This is a genomic window from Mucilaginibacter daejeonensis (assembly GCF_020783335.1).
Taxonomy (GTDB): Bacteria; Bacteroidota; Bacteroidia; order Sphingobacteriales; family Sphingobacteriaceae; genus Mucilaginibacter; species Mucilaginibacter daejeonensis.
Genome location: NZ_CP086068.1, coordinates 1525778 through 1543371, shown reverse-complemented (window position 1 = coordinate 1543371; position 17594 = coordinate 1525778). Strand labels below are relative to the sequence as shown.

The following is a 17594-nucleotide window of genomic DNA, read 5'->3' as shown; positions in this document are numbered from 1 at the left end:
TATGAGCTTAGAACAAACATGGCGCTGGTACGGCCCTAATGATCCGGTATCACTGTCAGATGTAAGGCAGGCAGGTGCAACAGGCATCGTGTCGGCCCTGCACCATATCCCTAACGGGCAGGTGTGGCCTGTAGAAGAGATACAGCAACGCAAGGCGATCATTGAAGCGGCCGGCCTGGTATGGTCGGTGGTGGAAAGTGTGCCCGTGCATGAGGATATCAAGAAACGCAGCGGCAACTACGCCCAGTATATCGAGAACTACAAGCAAACCCTGATCAACCTAGGCCAGTGCGGTATCGATATCGTTTGCTACAACTTTATGCCTATACTGGATTGGACCCGTACCGATCTGGACTATCTGCTGCCTGATGGTTCTACCGCCCTGCGCTTCGACGTAACGGCATTTGCGGCATTTGAACTTTACCTGCTTAAACGCCCCGGAGCCGAGCAGAACTACAGCGAACAGCAAAAGCAAGAAGCCAAAGCCTACGCCGATGGCCTGAGCGAGGAAGAAAAGACCAAGCTGATCAGGAACATCATTGCCGGTTTGCCAGGATCTGAAGAAGGTTATACCACTGAACAATTCCTGCAGATACTGGCCACATACGACGGTATCGACGCTGATACACTAAAAGCCAACCTTTACTACTTTTTAGAGCAGGTGATACCGGCGGCCGAGCAGGCCGGCGTGCTGATGTGCATCCACCCCGACGATCCACCGTATCCTATCCTGGGCCTACCCCGCGTGGTAAGTACCGAGGCAGATATACAGCAGTTGTATGATGCTGTACCAAGCTATAACAGCGGCCTTACATTTTGCACCGGCTCGTTCGGGGTACGTGCCGATAACGACTTGGTCGGCATGGCCGAGCGTTTAGGCCACCGCATACACTTTATACACTTGCGTGCCACCCGCCGCGATGAGCAGGGCAACTTCCACGAGGCTGATCATTTGGATGGCGATGTAGATATGTTCGGTGTGATGAAGGCATTGGTGACCGAGCAGCAAAAACGCAAAGCAGCTGGCGATAAACACCTGCGTATGCCATTTCGTCCGGATCATGGCCACAAGATGCTTGATGACCTGCACAAAAAGACCAATCCTGGCTACTCGGCCATTGGCCGTTTGCGTGGTCTGGCCGAATTGCGTGGCCTTGAATTAGGCATTGAGCGCTTTATGGCGCTGCATAAATGATGTTAAAGCAACACCCATCGCCCCAACGATAGCGCTGTGGCCTTTACCTGATAAGGCCTTTTTAGTATATTTGACAGCAGTTAAGGCTCCCCGGCCTTAACTGCTTGATATTATGTGAAACATAATATTAACCCCTAATTAATTAATGATATACCGGTGACCCTTTAGGCAGGGTTTTTGATTATTTTTGTAAGTAACAATTATAACATCAGCCAAGCCTGTTGATCTTTTTGAACTATATGATCACAACCCTCAACAGACATATGAAGAGAACCATTTGGGCAGCTATGACCCTGGCGGTCATATTGACAAGCGCTATTTTAAGTTCACGTTCGGCCACTGTTAAAAAGGCTGTTGTAGTGACCAAAAAAGAAGCCAAGGCTACAGTTACCACAGCATTTGCCAGCTATGCGGCCGATGTGTACGGTACCGCCAAATTGAAAATGGCCGGCCTTGAATTCAACGTATTTGAAAAAGCGCTTACCGGCTATTATAACTTAAAACAGAATAACAAGCTTTCGGCACACAGTGACGTGATCACTGTGGTAGACTTCAATAAGCCAAGCTCCGAGAAACGTATGTGGATCGTTGACCTGGCCAAAAAGGAACTGCTGCTGAACACCTGGGTAGCTCACGGCCGTGGCAGCGGCGAGTTGAACGCCACTCAGTTCTCTAACCAGAACAACTCTAACCAAAGTAGCTTAGGCTTTTATGTGACCAACGAGGTTTATTACGGTAAACACGGCCGTTCACTAAAGCTTGACGGACTAGATACCGGCTTTAACACCAATGCCCGTTCGCGCGCGGTGGTATTGCATGCGGCCAACTATGTATGCGAAAAGACGATTCAAATGACCGGTCGTTTGGGTCGCAGCCAGGGTTGCCCTGCTGTCTCGCCAGAGGTATCGAACAAGATCATTGACCTGATCAAAGGCAAGAACATGATCTTCATCAATGCCAACGCTACTGACTACACGTCAAAATATCTGGACGACACCTTCATCAGCAAATTTACCGCACCGACGGCAGCCGATAGCTCGATGCAATTGACCGGCACCGGCAGCTGATCAGCATCAAGATAAAATAAACGACAAAGGCTCCGCATTGGTCATGCGGAGCCTTTGTCGTTTTAGATATCGATGGCTATCTTACCGAATAAATGTCCTGATCTTGTCTCGTGTTATCCACCTTCGATGCGCTGTGAACTGTCGCTACAGATGTTACACCGATGTAACAAAATTCCCCAACTTTCCCCACTTTTAAGCATTACGAATTTGGCAAAAACCCAACTTTTTCCAGAAAAAGCATACAAAAAGCCGAAATGTAACACCGGATGTAACACTTTTTAATGCAAATGTAACACTTGGTCAGGCGCGGCTGCATGGCTTGCACGCCCCTGACCATACCATTTCGTCCTAAAATTGCGGATCTCTTAAATTGAGGACATCGCGCTGATCCCGGCAAACAAAAAGGCCGCCCTGTATAAAAAGACGGCCTCTTCTATATCTATGCGGTGTGCTTAAAAGGAGAAATCCTCATCGGTGGCAGCAACACCGGCAGCTTTGGTGATCTCGTTCAATTCGCTGAATTCGTAGCGTTTCTCAACAACTTCCTGGTTAGCTTTGATGTAGTTAACAGTGTCTTTCAACCCTTCGGCAAATTTCTCGAAGTCCTCTTTGTACAAAAAGATCTTGTGTTTAACAAAAGAGCCGTCCTCTAAACGCTTCTTGCTCTCGGTTATGGTGATGTAATAGTCGTTCGAACGCGTTGCCTTTACATCAAAGAAGTAGGTCCTTTTACCTGCTCTTACCTTTTTCGAGAAAACCTCATCCCGCTCTCTGTTGTCAAAATCTCCCATTGCTAAAGTGTTGTATAGTTTGATCGTCTAAATATAAACAAATTTTAATTTCACAAGCATCTTTTACAATAAAGTGCTTAACTAACGATCAAAATTTGCAATATCATAAGTGTTATAATAACTAAAGTGAAAGTATACGGGGTTTTACTACAATTAGTTACGCCACTTTTATGATATCATAAATTAATAGGCGATATATTATCATCGATAGGGAGATCCTCGTCGGCTTCTTCAAGCAATTGCTTTTCATAAAGGTCAAAATATACGCCTTTAAGGTCCATTAGCTGCTGATGGTCGCCTTGTTCGGCAATACGGCCATCGTCCATCACCAGTATCTTGTCGGCGTTACGTATGGTCGATATCCGGTGAGCGATGATCACGCTGGTCTTTCCCTTCATTACCCGACCCAGGTTACCCAATATCTCTTCTTCGGTACGGGTATCCACGGCCGAAAGGCAATCATCAAAGATCAGTATCTGCGGGCGTTTAAAGATCGCTCTTGCAATGCTCACACGCTGCTTTTGTCCGCCTGATAGGGTCACGCCCCGCTCACCGATCAACGTCGTGAAGCCTTGCTCCAGGTCCATGATATTATTGTATACGGCAGCATCCCTGGCGGCCTGCTCCACGGCAGGCATGTCCAGCTTATCGGCACTAAAAGCGATGTTGTTGGCGATAGTATCGGAGAAGAGGAACACCTCTTGCGGCACAAAACCTACCTGCGAGCGGAAGCTCTCGAGCTGTTGTTGCTTGATGGTCTCGCCGTCGATCAAAATGTCTCCGCCGGTGGTATCATACATCCGCATCAGCAGGTTAGCGATGGTCGATTTACCTGACCCCGTACGGCCTATAATAGCCACCAGTTGCCCCGGCTCAATGGTGAACGACACTGACCTCAACGCCTCGATCCCGGTATCCGGGTAAGTAAAACTCACCTGGTCGAACACCACCTGCCCTTTTACGTGCTTAGGGGCTACGGCCGGCGATATGATCTCGGGCTGCTCGAACAGGAACTCATTGATGCGCTTTTGCGATGCTGCGGCCCGTTGGATCAGCGAGCTTACCCATCCTAACGACATGACCGGGAAGGTAAGTTGCCCAAGGTACACCACAAATTCGGCGATGTTACCCGAAGTGATATTGCCCTTCATCACCTCTACCCCACCAATGTAAATGATCAGGATATTACTCAAGCCCACCAGCAGCAACATCATGGGGAAGAACAAGGCCTGCACGTTGATCAGCTCCATGGAGTTGGTCTTGTAATCCTCGCTTTCGGCCTTGAACCGGGCGTTCACAAAACCCTCGCGTACATAAGAGCGGATGACCCTGATGCCCGATATGTTCTCCTGCACAAAACTCGACAAGGCCGACAGGCGCTGTTGTATCTTCTCGCTCCGGTGTTCGATGATGTTATTGACATAATAGATACCCCAAACCAGCAGCGGCATGGGCAGCAGGGAAAAGAAAGCCAGACGGGCGTTCACGCTCATCATGGCATATACCACCAGTATGAAGAGCACGATGGTGTTGATGGCATACATGATGCCCGGCCCCAGGTACATCCGCACGCGGCTAACATCCTCGGTCACGCGGTTCATGAGGTCACCTGTATTGTGGCGGCGATAAAATGCCAGCGACAGGCGTTGATAGTGCGCATAGATCTCGTTCTTAAGGTCGTATTCGATATGGCGCGACATCAAAATAATGGTTTGCCGCATGAAGAACAGGAACATGCCCCGCAGCAATGCCAGCAAAAGCACCGAACCGCCGAACAGCAACAGGCTCGACCCGAATATATCATAAATGACCTGCTGCCTGTCGAACCCTGCATACAGGTGATATATCTGGATGTTGTCAGACACGAGGTTAAAGGCCACCCTGATCACCTGGGCCGGTAACACGCCAAATATATTGGAGATGATCACGAACAGAATGCCCGGTACCAACCGCCAGCGGTATTTGTAAAAGAATTTGTTGAGATAAGCGAGACTCTTCATTGCTTGCGGGCAAAGGTAATCGTTATTGGATCAATAAGCACATGGGCAGCAGATCCTATGGTCGCCCACTACCGGGCAGCCCTTGTTACAATAGCTTTTTTACATATAAAAGTTTTATGCCCGTTAAAAATTTCCCTACTTTTGCGGCGTTCTGTTGGTATGTATGACCGATACATTGAACGGGTGGCAAATGATGGGAACGCTTTTTAAATGTTTCGTCAACAAAAAACCAAGTTCAGTAATTAGTGATACGATCAACATACAATTAAGGTATATCTAACAAAAAACGTTCTTACCCATGTTAAACAGAAGGCACCTCAGGGTTAAAGTTCTACAGGCTTTATACGCCTACCATCAAAGCGACCAAAAGGAAGTGCAGGCCCACGAAAAGTTAATGTTACAGAACATTGACCGTGTTTATGAGATGTATATCTGGATGCTCTCGCTTATTGACGAAGTGATCCAATTCTCGGCCAATGATGCCCAGGAACGCGCCAACAAACACATCCGTACTGCTGAGGACCTCAACCCCAACCTCAAGATCTTAGAGAACCGCTTCATCACCTCACTCCACGTGAACAAGGAGTACATCGCGGCACTCAAAAAATACAAGATATCGTGGGATTTCGAGCCGGAATTGGCTAAATCATTATTCATCATCCTCAAAAATTCTGACGAGTACAAGGCCTATCTGGAAAAAACAGATGACACCTTGCAGACCGATAAGGACATCATCAAGTTCATTTTTAAGAAGGTCATCTTAAAATCGACCCTTGCTGAGCAGGTATTTGAAGATAAATTCATTTCTTGGCCGGTAGATAAGGACGTATTGCAAGCCCTTATCGCCAAAACGTTCAAGAACTTTTCTTACGACGAGCCTCAACAGAACAAGCTGGCTGAAGTTACCGGTAACTGGACCGAGGACCGCGAGTTCATTGTTGACCTATTTAAAAGATCCATCCGCCATAACGACGAGTATCAGGAACTGATCGGTCAAAAGACCCAGAACTGGGAGCCTGAGCGTATTGCTATGATGGATACTTTACTGATGAAGATGGCTATCACCGAGTTCATTGACTTCCCTTCGGTACCGGTAAAGGTGACCATTAACGAGTACCTGGAGATCGCTAAAGAATTCAGTACGCCAAAGAGTAACTCGTTCATAAATGGTATATTGGACAAAATATTAGCCGACCTTAAAGAAGAGAACCGTATCCGCAAGACCGGACGAGGTTTAATAGAGTAACTATGATCAAGCAATTAGCCGCAGTGATCTGCCTGGCCGCCACCATAGCAGCCTGCACCCCATCAAGCAACGGAACCCAAAGCGGTGCCGATAGCACCAAGACCGCATCCAATGCACCAGTGGATAGCGCCAATGCGCCGGTAATGAAATTCGAGACCGAAACGCACGACTTTGGCAAGATCAAAGAGGGCGATAACGTGACCTATGAGTTCAAGTACACCAACACCGGTAAAACGCCGCTCATCATTTCAGATGCTTACGCTACCTGTGGTTGCACCACACCCGAGATATCTAAAGACCCGATCGCTCCGGGTGCCGCAAGTACCGTTAAGGTGACCTTTAACAGCGCTGGAAAACAAGGCCTGCAAGATAAGGTGATCACCATTGTGGGTAACACCGTACCGGCCAACAACCGCGTACATCTTACGGGCGAGGTATTGGCAAAAGCAGCTAAACCTGACGTTAAATAAGTATCAAAAACTTTTATTCAGATAAATGACAACAGCAATTTTATTACAGGCCGCTTCTGGCGGTCTTTTCGGCGGCGGCGGCATAGGCGGCATGATACCGATGATCCTGATCATCGTGGTCTTCTACTTTTTTATGATCCGCCCGCAAATGAAGAAGCAAAAAGATCAGAAAAAATACGTTGAAGAGTTGAAAAAAGGTGACCGCGTGGTAACAACCGCCGGTATACATGGCCGCATCGTTGACATGAACGATACCACCTTTTTGATCGAAGTAGAGAACGGCCGCATCCGTTTCGACAAAGGTTCGATCTCTCTTGACGCTTCAAAAGCTTTGAACACCCCACCTGCAGAGGTAAAAGCATAATTAGCGATCAAGAACACTAAAATGCCGTTCCTTTTGTAAATAAGGGAACGGCATTTTACATTTACCCCCGATCATGGCAATAATCAAACTATCAGCTGCTGAACGCAGGCGCTTATCAGTATTTTTTACTTGTTTGTTGCTTGCAGTGATAGCCTGGCTGCTGGCCACGCTCTCGGGTACGTATAGCTTTACCACCAAACAAACGCTCACGTTCAAGAACGCGCCTCAGCGGCGCGCCTACCATGCCCTGCAACCTGATACGGTAGATGCTACCGTACAAGGCACAGGCTGGCAAATGGTATTTTCGAAGGTGAACGATGAGCAGCCGGTCACCATTGACCTGCACACGCTCGAACATGCCAACTTTATAGCCCTGAACACCCAACTTGACCAAGTGAACAAATTCAGGGACAAAAAGCATAAGATCATCGCCTTTGACCCTGATACGCTGTACTTTGATTTTACCAACCGGGTGATCAAGAAGGTACCAGTTGAGCCAGTGCTCGAGATAGGTTACCTGCCGCAATACCAGGTATCGGGAAAGATCAATATCAAACCGGCCTATGTTACACTCAACGGCCCGGCCAACGTGGTGAATGCCATAAAAAGTTGGAAGACCGACACCCTTAAGCTCAGCAACGTGAATTCGCGCATACGCACCGGCCTGCAACTACAGCCGGTGAAAGAAGGGAATATGAGCGTTTACCCTAAGTCAGTTCAGGTAAATATACCGGTCGAGGAATTTACCGAGAAAAAGCTGAGAATACCTGTAAAAGTGGTGAATAACCCACATTATTACAATGTAAAGCTATATCCGCAGTACGTCACCATTACCTTCACTACTCCGTTGAGCCGTTACACCGAGATCGATGAGGAGTTCTTTGAGGCCACGGTGGATCTGGGCTCGTGGGAGAACGATGGCTATTCGGTCCTACCGGTAACAGTGAATCGGGTACCCGCCTACTGCAAGGTGGTGAACATTGAGCCACGTAACATTGATTTTTTAGTACGAAAATGAGCCAACTCAAGATAGGCATCACCGGTAACATTGGCAGCGGCAAAACCACCGTAAGCCACCTGTTCGAACTTTTAGATATACAGGTGTTCAACTCTGATGACCAGGCCAAGGCCGTAATGACCACCGATCAGGAACTGATCAGCGGGATCAAAGCTGCCTTCGGAGAGCAGGCATACTTGCCTGGCGGAGCACTTGACCGTAAATACATCGCCAATATAGTATTCAATGACCAAGCCGCATTAACCAGGCTGAATGGCTTAGTGCATCCTGCGGTTTTCAGAGCCTTTGATGCATGGGTTGGCAGCAACCATGCTGCGCCTTATGTAATGAAAGAGGCTGCTATCCTGTTCGAGAGCGGCTCCTATAAAGATTGTGATCATACCATATTAGTGACCGCCCCTACCGACGTTCGCCTGCAACGGGTGGCTAAGCGCGATGGCATTAGTCTTGATGAGGCCGCCGCCCGCAATGCTCGCCAAATGCCTGAAAAAGAAAAACGTCAACTGGCTACTTTTGAAGTAGTGAACGACAATACCCAACTGGTGATCCCACAGGTACTGAAAATGCATCAACACTTTTTAGAACTGGCCGCCGCGAAAGCATGATCTTAGACGATTTTTTGGCTTACGACGCCAACGGTCTGTACTGCCGTTACGGCAATTTCTACTTGGACCCCCAGCAGCCTGTAGAACACGCGGTGATCAGCCATGCTCACGGCGACCATGCCGTACCGGGCAACAGGAACGTATACTGCACCACTCCTACTGCCGACCTGATGCGACTGCGATATGGTAAGAACGCCGGGAAGAACCTGCAGCTCCTCGACTATCGGCAAGAGGTTAAGATCAACGGCGTGACCGTCAGCTTCATCCCGGCCGGTCACATATTGGGCTCGGCGCAGGTATTGATTGAGCATCAGGGCACTACCTATTTATACACCGGCGATTACAAGTTACAACCCGATGCGACCTGCGAGCCGATCGAATTTGTGCAGGCCGATGTACTCATTACCGAGAGCACCTTTGCCGACCCGGCCACTCAACACCCCGACCCGGTGGCCGAGATCAAAAAGCTGAATAATATTAAGATCAACATCCTGCTTGGTGCTTATAGCTTGGGCAAGGCACAACGCATCATCAGGCTCATTAATGATCATGTTCCGGAAAAGCAGGTTCTGGTGCACTTCAGGGTAGCCCCGATCAATGCGGTATATGAGCGGCATGGCTATACGCTTGGCCGTAACCAATTATATAACCGTAAGCTCATGAAGGAGCAAAAGGAGTACGTGTACCTGGTGCCACCCTTTACTTTTGATAGTTACCAACGTGCCGTGGGTGTTAAACGACTATTTGCCTCGGGCTGGAAGAACCTGCAGGTCAATGACCAGGATACCCTGTTCATCTCTGACCATGTGGACTGGAACGACGTGCTGATCACCGTGGAAAAAGTGGCTCCCAAACAGCTATGGACACTGCATGGCGACGGTAGCGCACTGCAACAACACTTTGCCGGCACCCTATTCACCAAAGCTTTGAATTGAAGAAATGCTGACCGAAGGCATAGACTTTTATATGAATGAGGACGGCATGATGGTATTCACCCGCGAGTACCATTTGAAGCGCGGACACTGCTGTAAGAACCGTTGCAAACACTGCCCGTGGCACTACGGACGGCCCAAGACCGAAAAACTGGTGATCAAAAAGTAAGCGTTTTTTCGTCTTATTTACTATTATTGTAACTGATATGAAGATCGAGGACGAGATACAAAGCAGCAAATTTGAAGATAATTACCACAAAGCGGTGATCAACATCAGCTACACCTACAGCTGGCTGAACAATCTTTTGCGTATCAACTTTGAGAGATATGACCTTACCAGTCAGCAGTTCAACGTGCTGCGGATCCTGCGTGGTCAAAGTCCCAAACCGGCCACCATCAATATGATCAAGGAGCGCATGCTCGACAAAATGTCTGATGCATCGCGCATCGTTGACCGCCTGATGCAAAAAGAATTGGTATCACGTTGTACCAACAACATCGACCGTAGGGCCGTTGATATTCACATCAGTCAAAAGGGGCTCGACGTACTGTCAAAGATCGATCAGGAATTTAAGACAGCCGACCTATTAAAGCATAGCCTCACCGAGGACGAGGCCGCCACGCTAAGTGACCTGCTGGATAAATTACGCGGTTAAAGAACTCTAAAGCTTTTTGTCACGCTGAGAGAGATGCATCCCATGGGCCATGCCTTTAGAGCTACTCGTATACGCATTCACATGGGCTATTATTACCCCAACGACCCTACTCTTAGAACGGCATCCCGATCGCGAAGTTCAACTGCATGAAGCGGTATGGCTCGCCATGCGAATCCTGGTAGTCTGACTTGAACTGCCCTTTCTTGAACAGCTCGCCAAAATTTTTCAGCAATACATACTGATCAGCCCCATCGAACTGAGGGTCTTTGAATTTAAACGCTGCATCTAAACGGAATACGAAGAACTGAAGGTCGAACCGCAGACCAGCACCGATGCCGATCGCGGTAGACTTATATAAGTTGTTGAACGTGAATTTACCGCCTGGATTTTCAGGAGCATCTTTGATACGCCAGATGTTACCCATATCCATAAACAACGCCCCCTTTACCTTGGTGCCGTAGAAGTTGTTGATCAGCTTGCTACGGTATTCTAGGTTGCTCACCACTTTGATCTCGCCGAACTGATCAAGATATTTCAGTCGGTCGCGGGTGGTGGTGTCGGTACCATAAAAATCACGGTTGAACTGGCCCGGGCCCAATGTTCGCGGTAACCACGCACGCATATCATTGGCACCACCGGCGTAATAGTTCTTTTCGAATATCAACTGGTTACTATTGCCATAAGGCACACCAGCGCCGGCATTGATCCTGAATATAAATTGGCGCTCGCCACCCAAAGTACGATAAAAACGCAGATCTACTTCGGCCTTGCTATACTGCGCAAATGGATAGCCGAACAACGTGCGTGCACCGGTAGTGTCACGCGGTGTGTTCAGTGCCTTGGCCAGCAAGCTCATAGTATTCCCACCAATATCGAGCGATCCCCTGAAGTACACGAAGTCGTCCAGCGAGTTCAGCTTGTTGAAGTTGAGTTGATAGGTGTACTGTGTACTGATCGTATAAACCGTGCGGCCGATCAGGTAGATATACGAGAAACGATTTTGCTTTAATAACGCATCGCGGGCGGCAGGGTCGATTGTACCATTCGAGAACTCAAAGCTGATCGGGGTAAAGGAATGTTGCTTGCGGCTTGTCTCCATCCAATCATAAGTGATGGAGTTGATGAAACTCCGGCGTTTCACTAATCCATTCTGATAGAACAACTGGAAGTTTGAAGAGAACGTGGTGTGCGGCACGCCGTATTTACCCAACACCGGCAGATCGATAGGCGCGATGATACGAGGGAACGCCAGGTTCACCCCTATCTTAAAATCCTGGTTCTGTACCCCGCCGCGGCTGATCTGGTTGGCCGAGTTACCCAACAGCACGCTGTAATTGAACTTGACCTGCAATATCTCTGCATGCTTGAACACGTTGCGGTGCGTAAAGGTATTACCTACGTTGAAACCATACCCCGACCCCGAAAAGAAATCGAGGAAACCCTGACTGGAGTGCAGGAACTCGACCTCCACCCGGTCCGACATCTTTTTGAGCGGAATGATATCGATCCGCGTATTGAGCCGTCGGTTGGTACTATCGGGCACCTTGAAGTATATCGGGTTGGGCACGTTACGGAACACGTTCAACTCTGAGAGTCGCGAGGTGGTAAGCGTTTGCTGGTCGATGTTATAGATATCGCCTTTGTGCTGGAATATATAGCGCGTTACTGCATCAGGCTTGAACCGGTGCGAGTAATCCACAAAAGTGAACTGTGAATCGACCTTGAGGGTGTCGGCATTTCCGCTGGTGCGTCCGTTGCTGGTGGCAATGGTGATCAGTGTATTATTGATCTTGTATATGGGGTGAAATTTACGTCCTGGCGGGCTATCGATCATTACTTTGATATCCACCACACTGTTATTAAAGGTGGTATCATAGTTATAGTTCATGTACTGACGATAGAAGTCGTAATAGCCGTTCTGCTTCATCACCTGGTAGAACTCGTCGCGATCATAGGCCAAACTGTCCATGTCAAAACGGCCACCGGGTTGTACGTGCGAGAAACGCCTGCGATTCACCCGGTACAGCGCCTGCACATTGGTGTCACCAATACTGTCCTGCACATTGCGTATCCTAAAAAGCGGCCCCTGGCGGGCGGTGAACGTGAGGTATGCTTTCTTGTTCTTGGTCTTGATATCGCTGATCACCTGTGTTTTGAGGTAACCTTTGTTTCGAAGGAACTTTTGGATCTGCAGTCGCGAGAACTCTACTAAGTTACTGTCAAGTATGGCAGGGGCCTCGCCAAGATCTTTGTTTCCTTTTTTATTAAAGAGATAGTAAAGTTGGAGGTTGAACCAGCTGTTGGGTTGCTGTAAACGATCCACATAAAGCAGGGCCGACTCCGAGAACTCCTTGTCAACGCTATCCACTTTAACGCCGCGCACCAGGTACTGGTTTTCTTTTAACCCGCGTGTTAAACTGCAGCTGCTTACCACAAAAACTAAAAGAATACTTAATATTGCAAGGCTGTATAGCTTAGTTTCAGGGTAAAATGATCTCAAAGTCGCAAATAAGTTTAATTAGATCCTTACAACAAAAAAAGTTTCGCAAAGAGCACCGGCTCTTTGTGGCCGAGGGCTTAAAAACCGTTTCGGAGTTCATTAACTCAGGCTACAGCGTTAAAACCGTGTACCACACCCCATCTGCCTCTGCAAATTTAAACAAATTACCATACAATACCGATCTTGAACCGATTACCGCTGCCGAACTTGAAAAAATGAGCGGACTGACCACCCCGCAAGAGGTTTTGGCCGTGATAAGCATACCTGCTCCCCGAACGCTTAATAACACCGACCTTCAAAAAAAGTTCACGTTAGTATTGGATGGCGTTCAGGATCCCGGCAACCTGGGCACGATCATCCGCACGGCCGATTGGTTCGGCATTCAAAACATTATTTGCTCGGAAGATACGGTGGATGCATATAACCCTAAGGTGGTACAGGCTACGATGGGTTCGCTGGCTCGCACCAATATCCACTATACCGACCTGGCCGAACTACTGCCTAAACTTGGTATGCCTGTTTTTGGTGCTTTATTAAATGGTGAGAACATTTACAAAACAGACTTTGGCAACGAGGGATTGATTTTAATGGGTAACGAAGGCAACGGCATACGGCCTGATATACAGGCATTAGTGGACCGCGCCATTACCATACCGCGCATTGGCCAGGCCGAGTCATTGAACGTGGCGATCGCAACGGCGTTGTTCTGCTCGGAGATATGTGGAAAAAAGGTTCAATAAAAATTGCCGTACAATAAATTAATTATTATTTTTGCGCTCCATTAAAAAATAATGGTCGGGTGGCCGAGTGGCTAGGCAGAGGTCTGCAAAACCTTCTACAGCGGTTCGAATCCGCTCTCGACCTCTAAAGGGTTAACCGTAAAAGAATATCATCATGGGCGTTACACGTTTAAAAAGAAAAGACAGAAGAAATAAAACTGTATCTCGTTTAGAAGTACAATTTTTGAAATTAGCTACCAACATTGAGCCAGGAAGCCGTTCGGCTGAGCCTAAAAAAAGCCAGATTGCTAAGAACAACGAGGTTTTAGCTCAATTAAGCAAATAATAAACGGTACACGCACCGTAAACAAAAAGCTCCTGCAGGTCATTCCGGCAGGAGCTTTTTTTGTTGAATTATTTTTGGTTAAAGATTCAGAGGACCCAAGTCGATTCCCTTCCACCTTGTCATGTTGAACGCAGTGAAATATCTTATACGCTAAGCAGGCATTAAGTTAGGTCTACCAAGCGTATAAGATCTTTCGCTATCGCTCAGGATGACAGGTAAAGAAAAACATTTAACATTATCACTTACCCAGCAAGCGTCTGCATATCCTGGTGATCAGGTCCGGGCCTTCATAAATAAAGCCCGTATACAATTGCACTAACGCTGCACCGGCCTTAAGTTTTTCTTCGGCATCTTCAGCCGAGTGAATCCCCCCCACCCCAATGATCGGGAACGCACCATTGGAACGTTGCGACAGATAGCGGATCACCTCGGTAGAGCGCTGGGTCAACGGCTTGCCACTGAGGCCGCCGGTCTCTTCAACAATGTGTTTAGCGGTGTGCAAGCCTTCGCGGCTGATAGTGGTATTGGTGGCGATCACGCCAGCGATGCCGGTGCCGGTCACGATCTCCACAATATCATCCAGCTGCTCATTGGTGAGATCTGGCGCGATCTTAAGCAGGATCGGTCGGCTGATGCCGTTCTTGTTGTTACGCTGCTGCAGGGTGTTCAATATGTGCATCAACGGTTCTTTCTCCTGTAAAGCCCGTAAACCCGGAGTGTTGGGTGAGCTTACGTTCACCACAAAGTAATCAACCACATCGAACAACCGGTCAAAGCATTTGATGTAATCGCTCACCGCGTCCTCGTTAGGCGTCACCTTATTCTTGCCTATGTTACCGCCAATGATCACCGGATTCCTGGCCGCCTCAGCGCTTTTACGGTAAGTGGCTATGCGCTGTGCCAGCACGTCTACACCCAGGTTATTAAAGCCCATGCGGTTGATCAGCGCACTATCGGCAGGCAGCCTGAACATGCGTGGTTTAGGATTACCCGGCTGAGGCAAAGGTGTAACGGTGCCCAGTTCCACAAAACCGAAACCCAGGTTGGCCATTTCGGCGATCACATCACCATTCTTGTCGAAACCGGCAGCCAAACCGACCGGGTTCTTGAACTTCAGGCCAAACACCTCACGCTCCATGCGTACATCATTTACCGACCATAGTCCACGACTTAAGCCTGCGCCACCAGGCACACGATTAAAGCGCTTCAGGTTGCGGGTCACAAAATAATGAACGTTCTCGGGGTCAAATTTGAAGAGTATTGGCTTGAGCAGTTGATACATGGCGCAAATTTATAGTTTATATCCTGAGTTTGTAGTTTTGATGCAAACCTGATACATTAGTGAACTGAACAAAACCTATGAGCAACCAATTTAACCGTCGTAACTTCATTACCAGTGCCGCCGTGGCCGTTGTGGCATCGGTATCGATACCCAACATCGTTGAGGCCGCCATTAGCGAGAGCAGCGCCAAAAAGAAAGTAAGCCTATCTCAGGGCGATACCATCCTTTTTCAGGGTGATAGCATTACCGATGCAGGCCGTAATCGTACCAACACCACACCTAACAGCAACCCAATGCTTGGCGCCGGGTACGCGTTCCTGGCTTCGGCCGATCTGTTGTTGAAGAACCCCACCAAGGACCTCAAGATCTGGAACCGCGGCATCAGCGGTAACAAAGTATACCAACTCGCCGAGCGGTGGAATGCCGACTGCCTGCAGATCAAACCTAACGTATTGAGCATTATGATCGGTGTGAACGATTTTTGGCACACACTTTCCAACGGTTATACCGGCACCATCGAGACCTACCGCAACGACTTGAAAAAACTACTGGACACCACCAAACAGGCCATGCCCGAGCTAAAGCTTATCATCGGTGAGCCATTTGCGGTGAACGGCGTGAAGTCGGTGAACGATAATTGGTTCCCTAAATTCAATGAGTACCGCGCGGCATCGCGTGAGATAGCCGATAACTTTGATGCTGCCTTCATCCCCTACCAATCTGTTTTTGATGAGGCACAAAAAGTTGCTCCGGGCAGCTATTGGACCGCCGATGGCGTACACCCGAGCATAGCAGGTGCCAACCTGATGGCACAGGCCTGGTTGAAGACCGTAAAGTAATTACGTGTTATAAAAAGGAAAGCGTAAGCTGGCACCCTGTAAGGTGCTATCAGCTTACGCCTTTTTTTATTCTCAATGTTTGGCATGCACGAACTTGTGCTTGATCCAATGTTCCAGTTTGTGGTGCATGGGTACCAATAGTGCCGCTATGCCCACCATTACACACAGCATCAGTAGTGGTGAGTGATGCGTGTACTTGCCCACCACCGGGTGGATCAGGAGGTTAACGAACTCGAACAAGATCAGCAATCCTACCACACCTAAAAACTCGATCACTTTTGGGCCCGCCACCGAACTACGGCTTAACAGCAAGAAGATCACTAAAAAGCTGATGATCGCGATAGCTATTGCCGCATATTGAATGTTGTGATGGCGCTGTTCCTCCAGTTCGGCCAGTCGGGCCTGCTCTTCGGCCTGGCGTAGCTGTTCGGTAAAGGTGATGTCCTGCAAACGACTCAAGCGCTGCTGGTCAAATATCTTTGCCTGGTAAGTATCCTTGACCTTGTAATAATGATTGGCGCTGTCAGGCATCTTCAAGGCCGTGTAGATCTGGCTCAATGCCGAGGCGGCGTTAATGATCTCGATCCCAAAGTCGGCCTTCTCTGCTTTATTGAAGCCCTGCAAAGCATTAAGCTTGGCCTGCTGCAACTGCCCCTGCCTGTACAGGAACCAGCTATAGCTATTTAAGGATAAGATCAATGGCGTAACGATATGGGCCGAATCACTGTAGGCTATCGCGCGCTGATAAGCACGGCCCGCCTTATCGGTACGTTTCAATTGTTCATATACCTGGCCATAGCTCCAATAAATGTGCGCTTGTATGAAGTTACTTTTATCGCCACCCGAAAGGTTATAAGTACGCATGATATTGGATGCCTCGTCAAGATAACGCAAGCCAGCTTTCGGATCTTTCAGGTTGATGTAGTTGTAAGCCATGTGCCATGAGCTGTAAACATGCATCTCGCTTTTTTTCGATTCGGCAGCAAGCAGTTGCCGGGCTTTGTTCTGATACTTGAGCGCTTCGGCATAATTCTTAAGATCCTCGTATTCGCCGCCAATGTTGTTATTGAGCAGGATCATCATCTTATTGAGCTTAAGCTCTTCGGCCAAATGGAGGGCTTTAAGATAGAACTCCAGTCCGGCCTCAAAGTCGGCCCGGCCTACCAGGTAATTGCCTACGTTCAAATACCCCTGTATCAACAACGTGTCGTTCTTAGATCGTTGAGCCACCATCAGCATCTCGCGGGTGAGTTCCTCAAGTCCCTTCACTTGTCCTGTCTTATAATAATAGGAGAACAGCTCGGTGAGCAGACTGAACCTTTTTTTAGCGGTAAGCTTTTTTTGAAGCAACTGTTTGATCGAGTCGGGCTCGTTGGCGTGGGCGGCGAATGTAGCCCCGGTCAACATCATCCCTAACAAAAACAGTAAGATCCAAACACGTTTCATGTGATAATAGTGATTAATTTCGGCAGAGCAAGATAGCCATTTTGCCGGCATTCGGTCACCATAAAACCAACAAAGGCCACCACTTTTAGTCAGTAGGATGTTGGACTTAAGCCAGACC

18 protein-coding genes and 1 tRNA gene are annotated in these 17594 nt (G+C 48.3%); 14 read left to right on the top strand and 5 right to left on the bottom strand.

Going from position 1 to position 17594, the window contains the following annotated elements; all coding sequences use genetic code 11:
• The first annotated feature begins 1 nt into the window (after position 1).
• Together uxuA and LLH06_RS06695 are read left to right on the top strand one after the other, a co-directional pair.
• On the top strand, positions 2 to 1195 hold the full coding sequence (gene uxuA / locus LLH06_RS06700; RefSeq protein WP_228172493.1) for a mannonate dehydratase: 1194 nt from the start codon (positions 2 to 4) through the stop codon (positions 1193 to 1195).
• A 263-nt stretch (positions 1196 to 1458) separates the two neighbouring features.
• Complete coding sequence (locus LLH06_RS06695) at positions 1459 to 2262, top strand: murein L,D-transpeptidase catalytic domain family protein (protein WP_228172492.1); 804 nt, start codon at positions 1459 to 1461, stop codon at positions 2260 to 2262.
• Positions 2263 to 2714: 452 nt separating this feature from the next.
• Here LLH06_RS06695 and LLH06_RS06690 read toward each other — a convergent pair whose 3' ends face one another.
• Together LLH06_RS06690 and LLH06_RS06685 are read right to left on the bottom strand one after the other, a co-directional pair.
• Complete coding sequence (locus tag LLH06_RS06690; RefSeq protein WP_228172491.1) at positions 2715 to 3053, bottom strand: DUF3276 family protein; 339 nt, start codon at positions 3051 to 3053, stop codon at positions 2715 to 2717.
• 176 nt (positions 3054 to 3229) lie between these two features.
• Positions 3230 to 5053: an ABC transporter ATP-binding protein gene (locus tag LLH06_RS06685; protein ID WP_228172490.1), complete on the bottom strand. Its 1824-nt coding sequence runs from the start codon at positions 5051 to 5053 to the stop codon at positions 3230 to 3232.
• Between the two features lie 298 nt (positions 5054 to 5351).
• Between LLH06_RS06685 and nusB the strand changes: the two genes are divergently transcribed.
• The 8 genes from nusB (at position 5352) to LLH06_RS06645 (ending at position 10344) form a co-directional block, all read left to right on the top strand.
• On the top strand, positions 5352 to 6299 hold the full coding sequence (nusB, locus tag LLH06_RS06680; protein WP_228172489.1) for a transcription antitermination factor NusB: 948 nt from the start codon (positions 5352 to 5354) through the stop codon (positions 6297 to 6299).
• Between the two features lie 2 nt (positions 6300 to 6301).
• On the top strand, positions 6302 to 6769 hold the full coding sequence (locus LLH06_RS06675; protein WP_228172488.1) for a DUF1573 domain-containing protein: 468 nt from the start codon (positions 6302 to 6304) through the stop codon (positions 6767 to 6769).
• A 25-nt stretch (positions 6770 to 6794) separates the two neighbouring features.
• Positions 6795 to 7133: a preprotein translocase subunit YajC gene (yajC, locus tag LLH06_RS06670; RefSeq protein ID WP_228172487.1), complete on the top strand. Its 339-nt coding sequence runs from the start codon at positions 6795 to 6797 to the stop codon at positions 7131 to 7133.
• 73 nt (positions 7134 to 7206) lie between these two features.
• On the top strand, positions 7207 to 8151 hold the full coding sequence (locus tag LLH06_RS06665; protein WP_228172486.1) for a CdaR family protein: 945 nt from the start codon (positions 7207 to 7209) through the stop codon (positions 8149 to 8151).
• Positions 8148 to 8756, top strand: coding sequence for a dephospho-CoA kinase (coaE, locus tag LLH06_RS06660; RefSeq protein ID WP_228172485.1), 609 nt, complete (start codon positions 8148 to 8150; stop codon positions 8754 to 8756). The genes LLH06_RS06665 and coaE overlap by 4 nt, the downstream gene beginning before the upstream one ends.
• Positions 8753 to 9691, top strand: a complete 939-nt coding sequence (locus LLH06_RS06655) for an MBL fold metallo-hydrolase (protein ID WP_228172484.1) — start codon at positions 8753 to 8755, stop codon at positions 9689 to 9691. Before coaE ends, LLH06_RS06655 begins: the two co-directional genes overlap by 4 nt.
• A gap of 4 nt (positions 9692 to 9695) precedes the next feature.
• The gene (locus tag LLH06_RS06650; protein ID WP_228172483.1) at positions 9696 to 9857 is read left to right on the top strand and encodes a DUF5522 domain-containing protein; all 162 of its coding nucleotides are present in this window, start codon (positions 9696 to 9698) and stop codon (positions 9855 to 9857) included.
• A gap of 37 nt (positions 9858 to 9894) precedes the next feature.
• Entirely contained in the window at positions 9895 to 10344 is a 450-nt protein-coding gene (locus LLH06_RS06645; RefSeq protein WP_228172482.1) for a MarR family winged helix-turn-helix transcriptional regulator, read from the top strand.
• A 112-nt stretch (positions 10345 to 10456) separates the two neighbouring features.
• On the opposite strand, the gene tamL is transcribed toward LLH06_RS06645, so the two are convergent.
• Positions 10457 to 12844, bottom strand: a complete 2388-nt coding sequence (tamL, locus tag LLH06_RS06640) for a translocation and assembly module lipoprotein TamL (RefSeq protein WP_228172481.1) — start codon at positions 12842 to 12844, stop codon at positions 10457 to 10459.
• On the opposite strand from tamL, the gene LLH06_RS06635 reads away from it, so the two are divergent.
• The 3 genes from LLH06_RS06635 to LLH06_RS06625 all read left to right on the top strand — a co-directional run bounded on the left by LLH06_RS06635 (position 12835) and on the right by LLH06_RS06625 (position 13909).
• Entirely contained in the window at positions 12835 to 13584 is a 750-nt protein-coding gene (locus LLH06_RS06635; RefSeq protein ID WP_228172480.1) for a TrmH family RNA methyltransferase, read from the top strand. The two genes, tamL and LLH06_RS06635, sit on opposite strands and share 10 nt — an antisense overlap.
• Positions 13585 to 13637: 53 nt before the next feature.
• Positions 13638 to 13708: transfer RNA gene (locus tag LLH06_RS06630), tRNA-Cys, on the top strand.
• 30 nt (positions 13709 to 13738) lie between these two features.
• Positions 13739 to 13909, top strand: a complete 171-nt coding sequence (locus LLH06_RS06625) for a spore protein (protein ID WP_228172479.1) — start codon at positions 13739 to 13741, stop codon at positions 13907 to 13909.
• A gap of 238 nt (positions 13910 to 14147) precedes the next feature.
• Here the strand turns inward: LLH06_RS06625 and LLH06_RS06620 are convergent, their stop codons facing one another.
• Positions 14148 to 15191 carry a quinone-dependent dihydroorotate dehydrogenase gene (locus tag LLH06_RS06620; protein WP_228172478.1) on the bottom strand — a complete coding sequence of 348 codons (1044 nt, stop codon included), beginning with the start codon at positions 15189 to 15191 and terminating at the stop codon, positions 14148 to 14150.
• A gap of 77 nt (positions 15192 to 15268) precedes the next feature.
• Between LLH06_RS06620 and LLH06_RS06615 the strand changes: the two genes are divergently transcribed.
• Positions 15269 to 16030: an SGNH/GDSL hydrolase family protein gene (locus tag LLH06_RS06615; protein WP_228172477.1), complete on the top strand. Its 762-nt coding sequence runs from the start codon at positions 15269 to 15271 to the stop codon at positions 16028 to 16030.
• 72 nt (positions 16031 to 16102) lie between these two features.
• On the opposite strand, the gene LLH06_RS06610 is transcribed toward LLH06_RS06615, so the two are convergent.
• Positions 16103 to 17476: a tetratricopeptide repeat protein gene (locus LLH06_RS06610; RefSeq protein WP_228172476.1), complete on the bottom strand. Its 1374-nt coding sequence runs from the start codon at positions 17474 to 17476 to the stop codon at positions 16103 to 16105.
• Between the last annotated feature and the right edge of the window lie 118 nt (positions 17477 to 17594).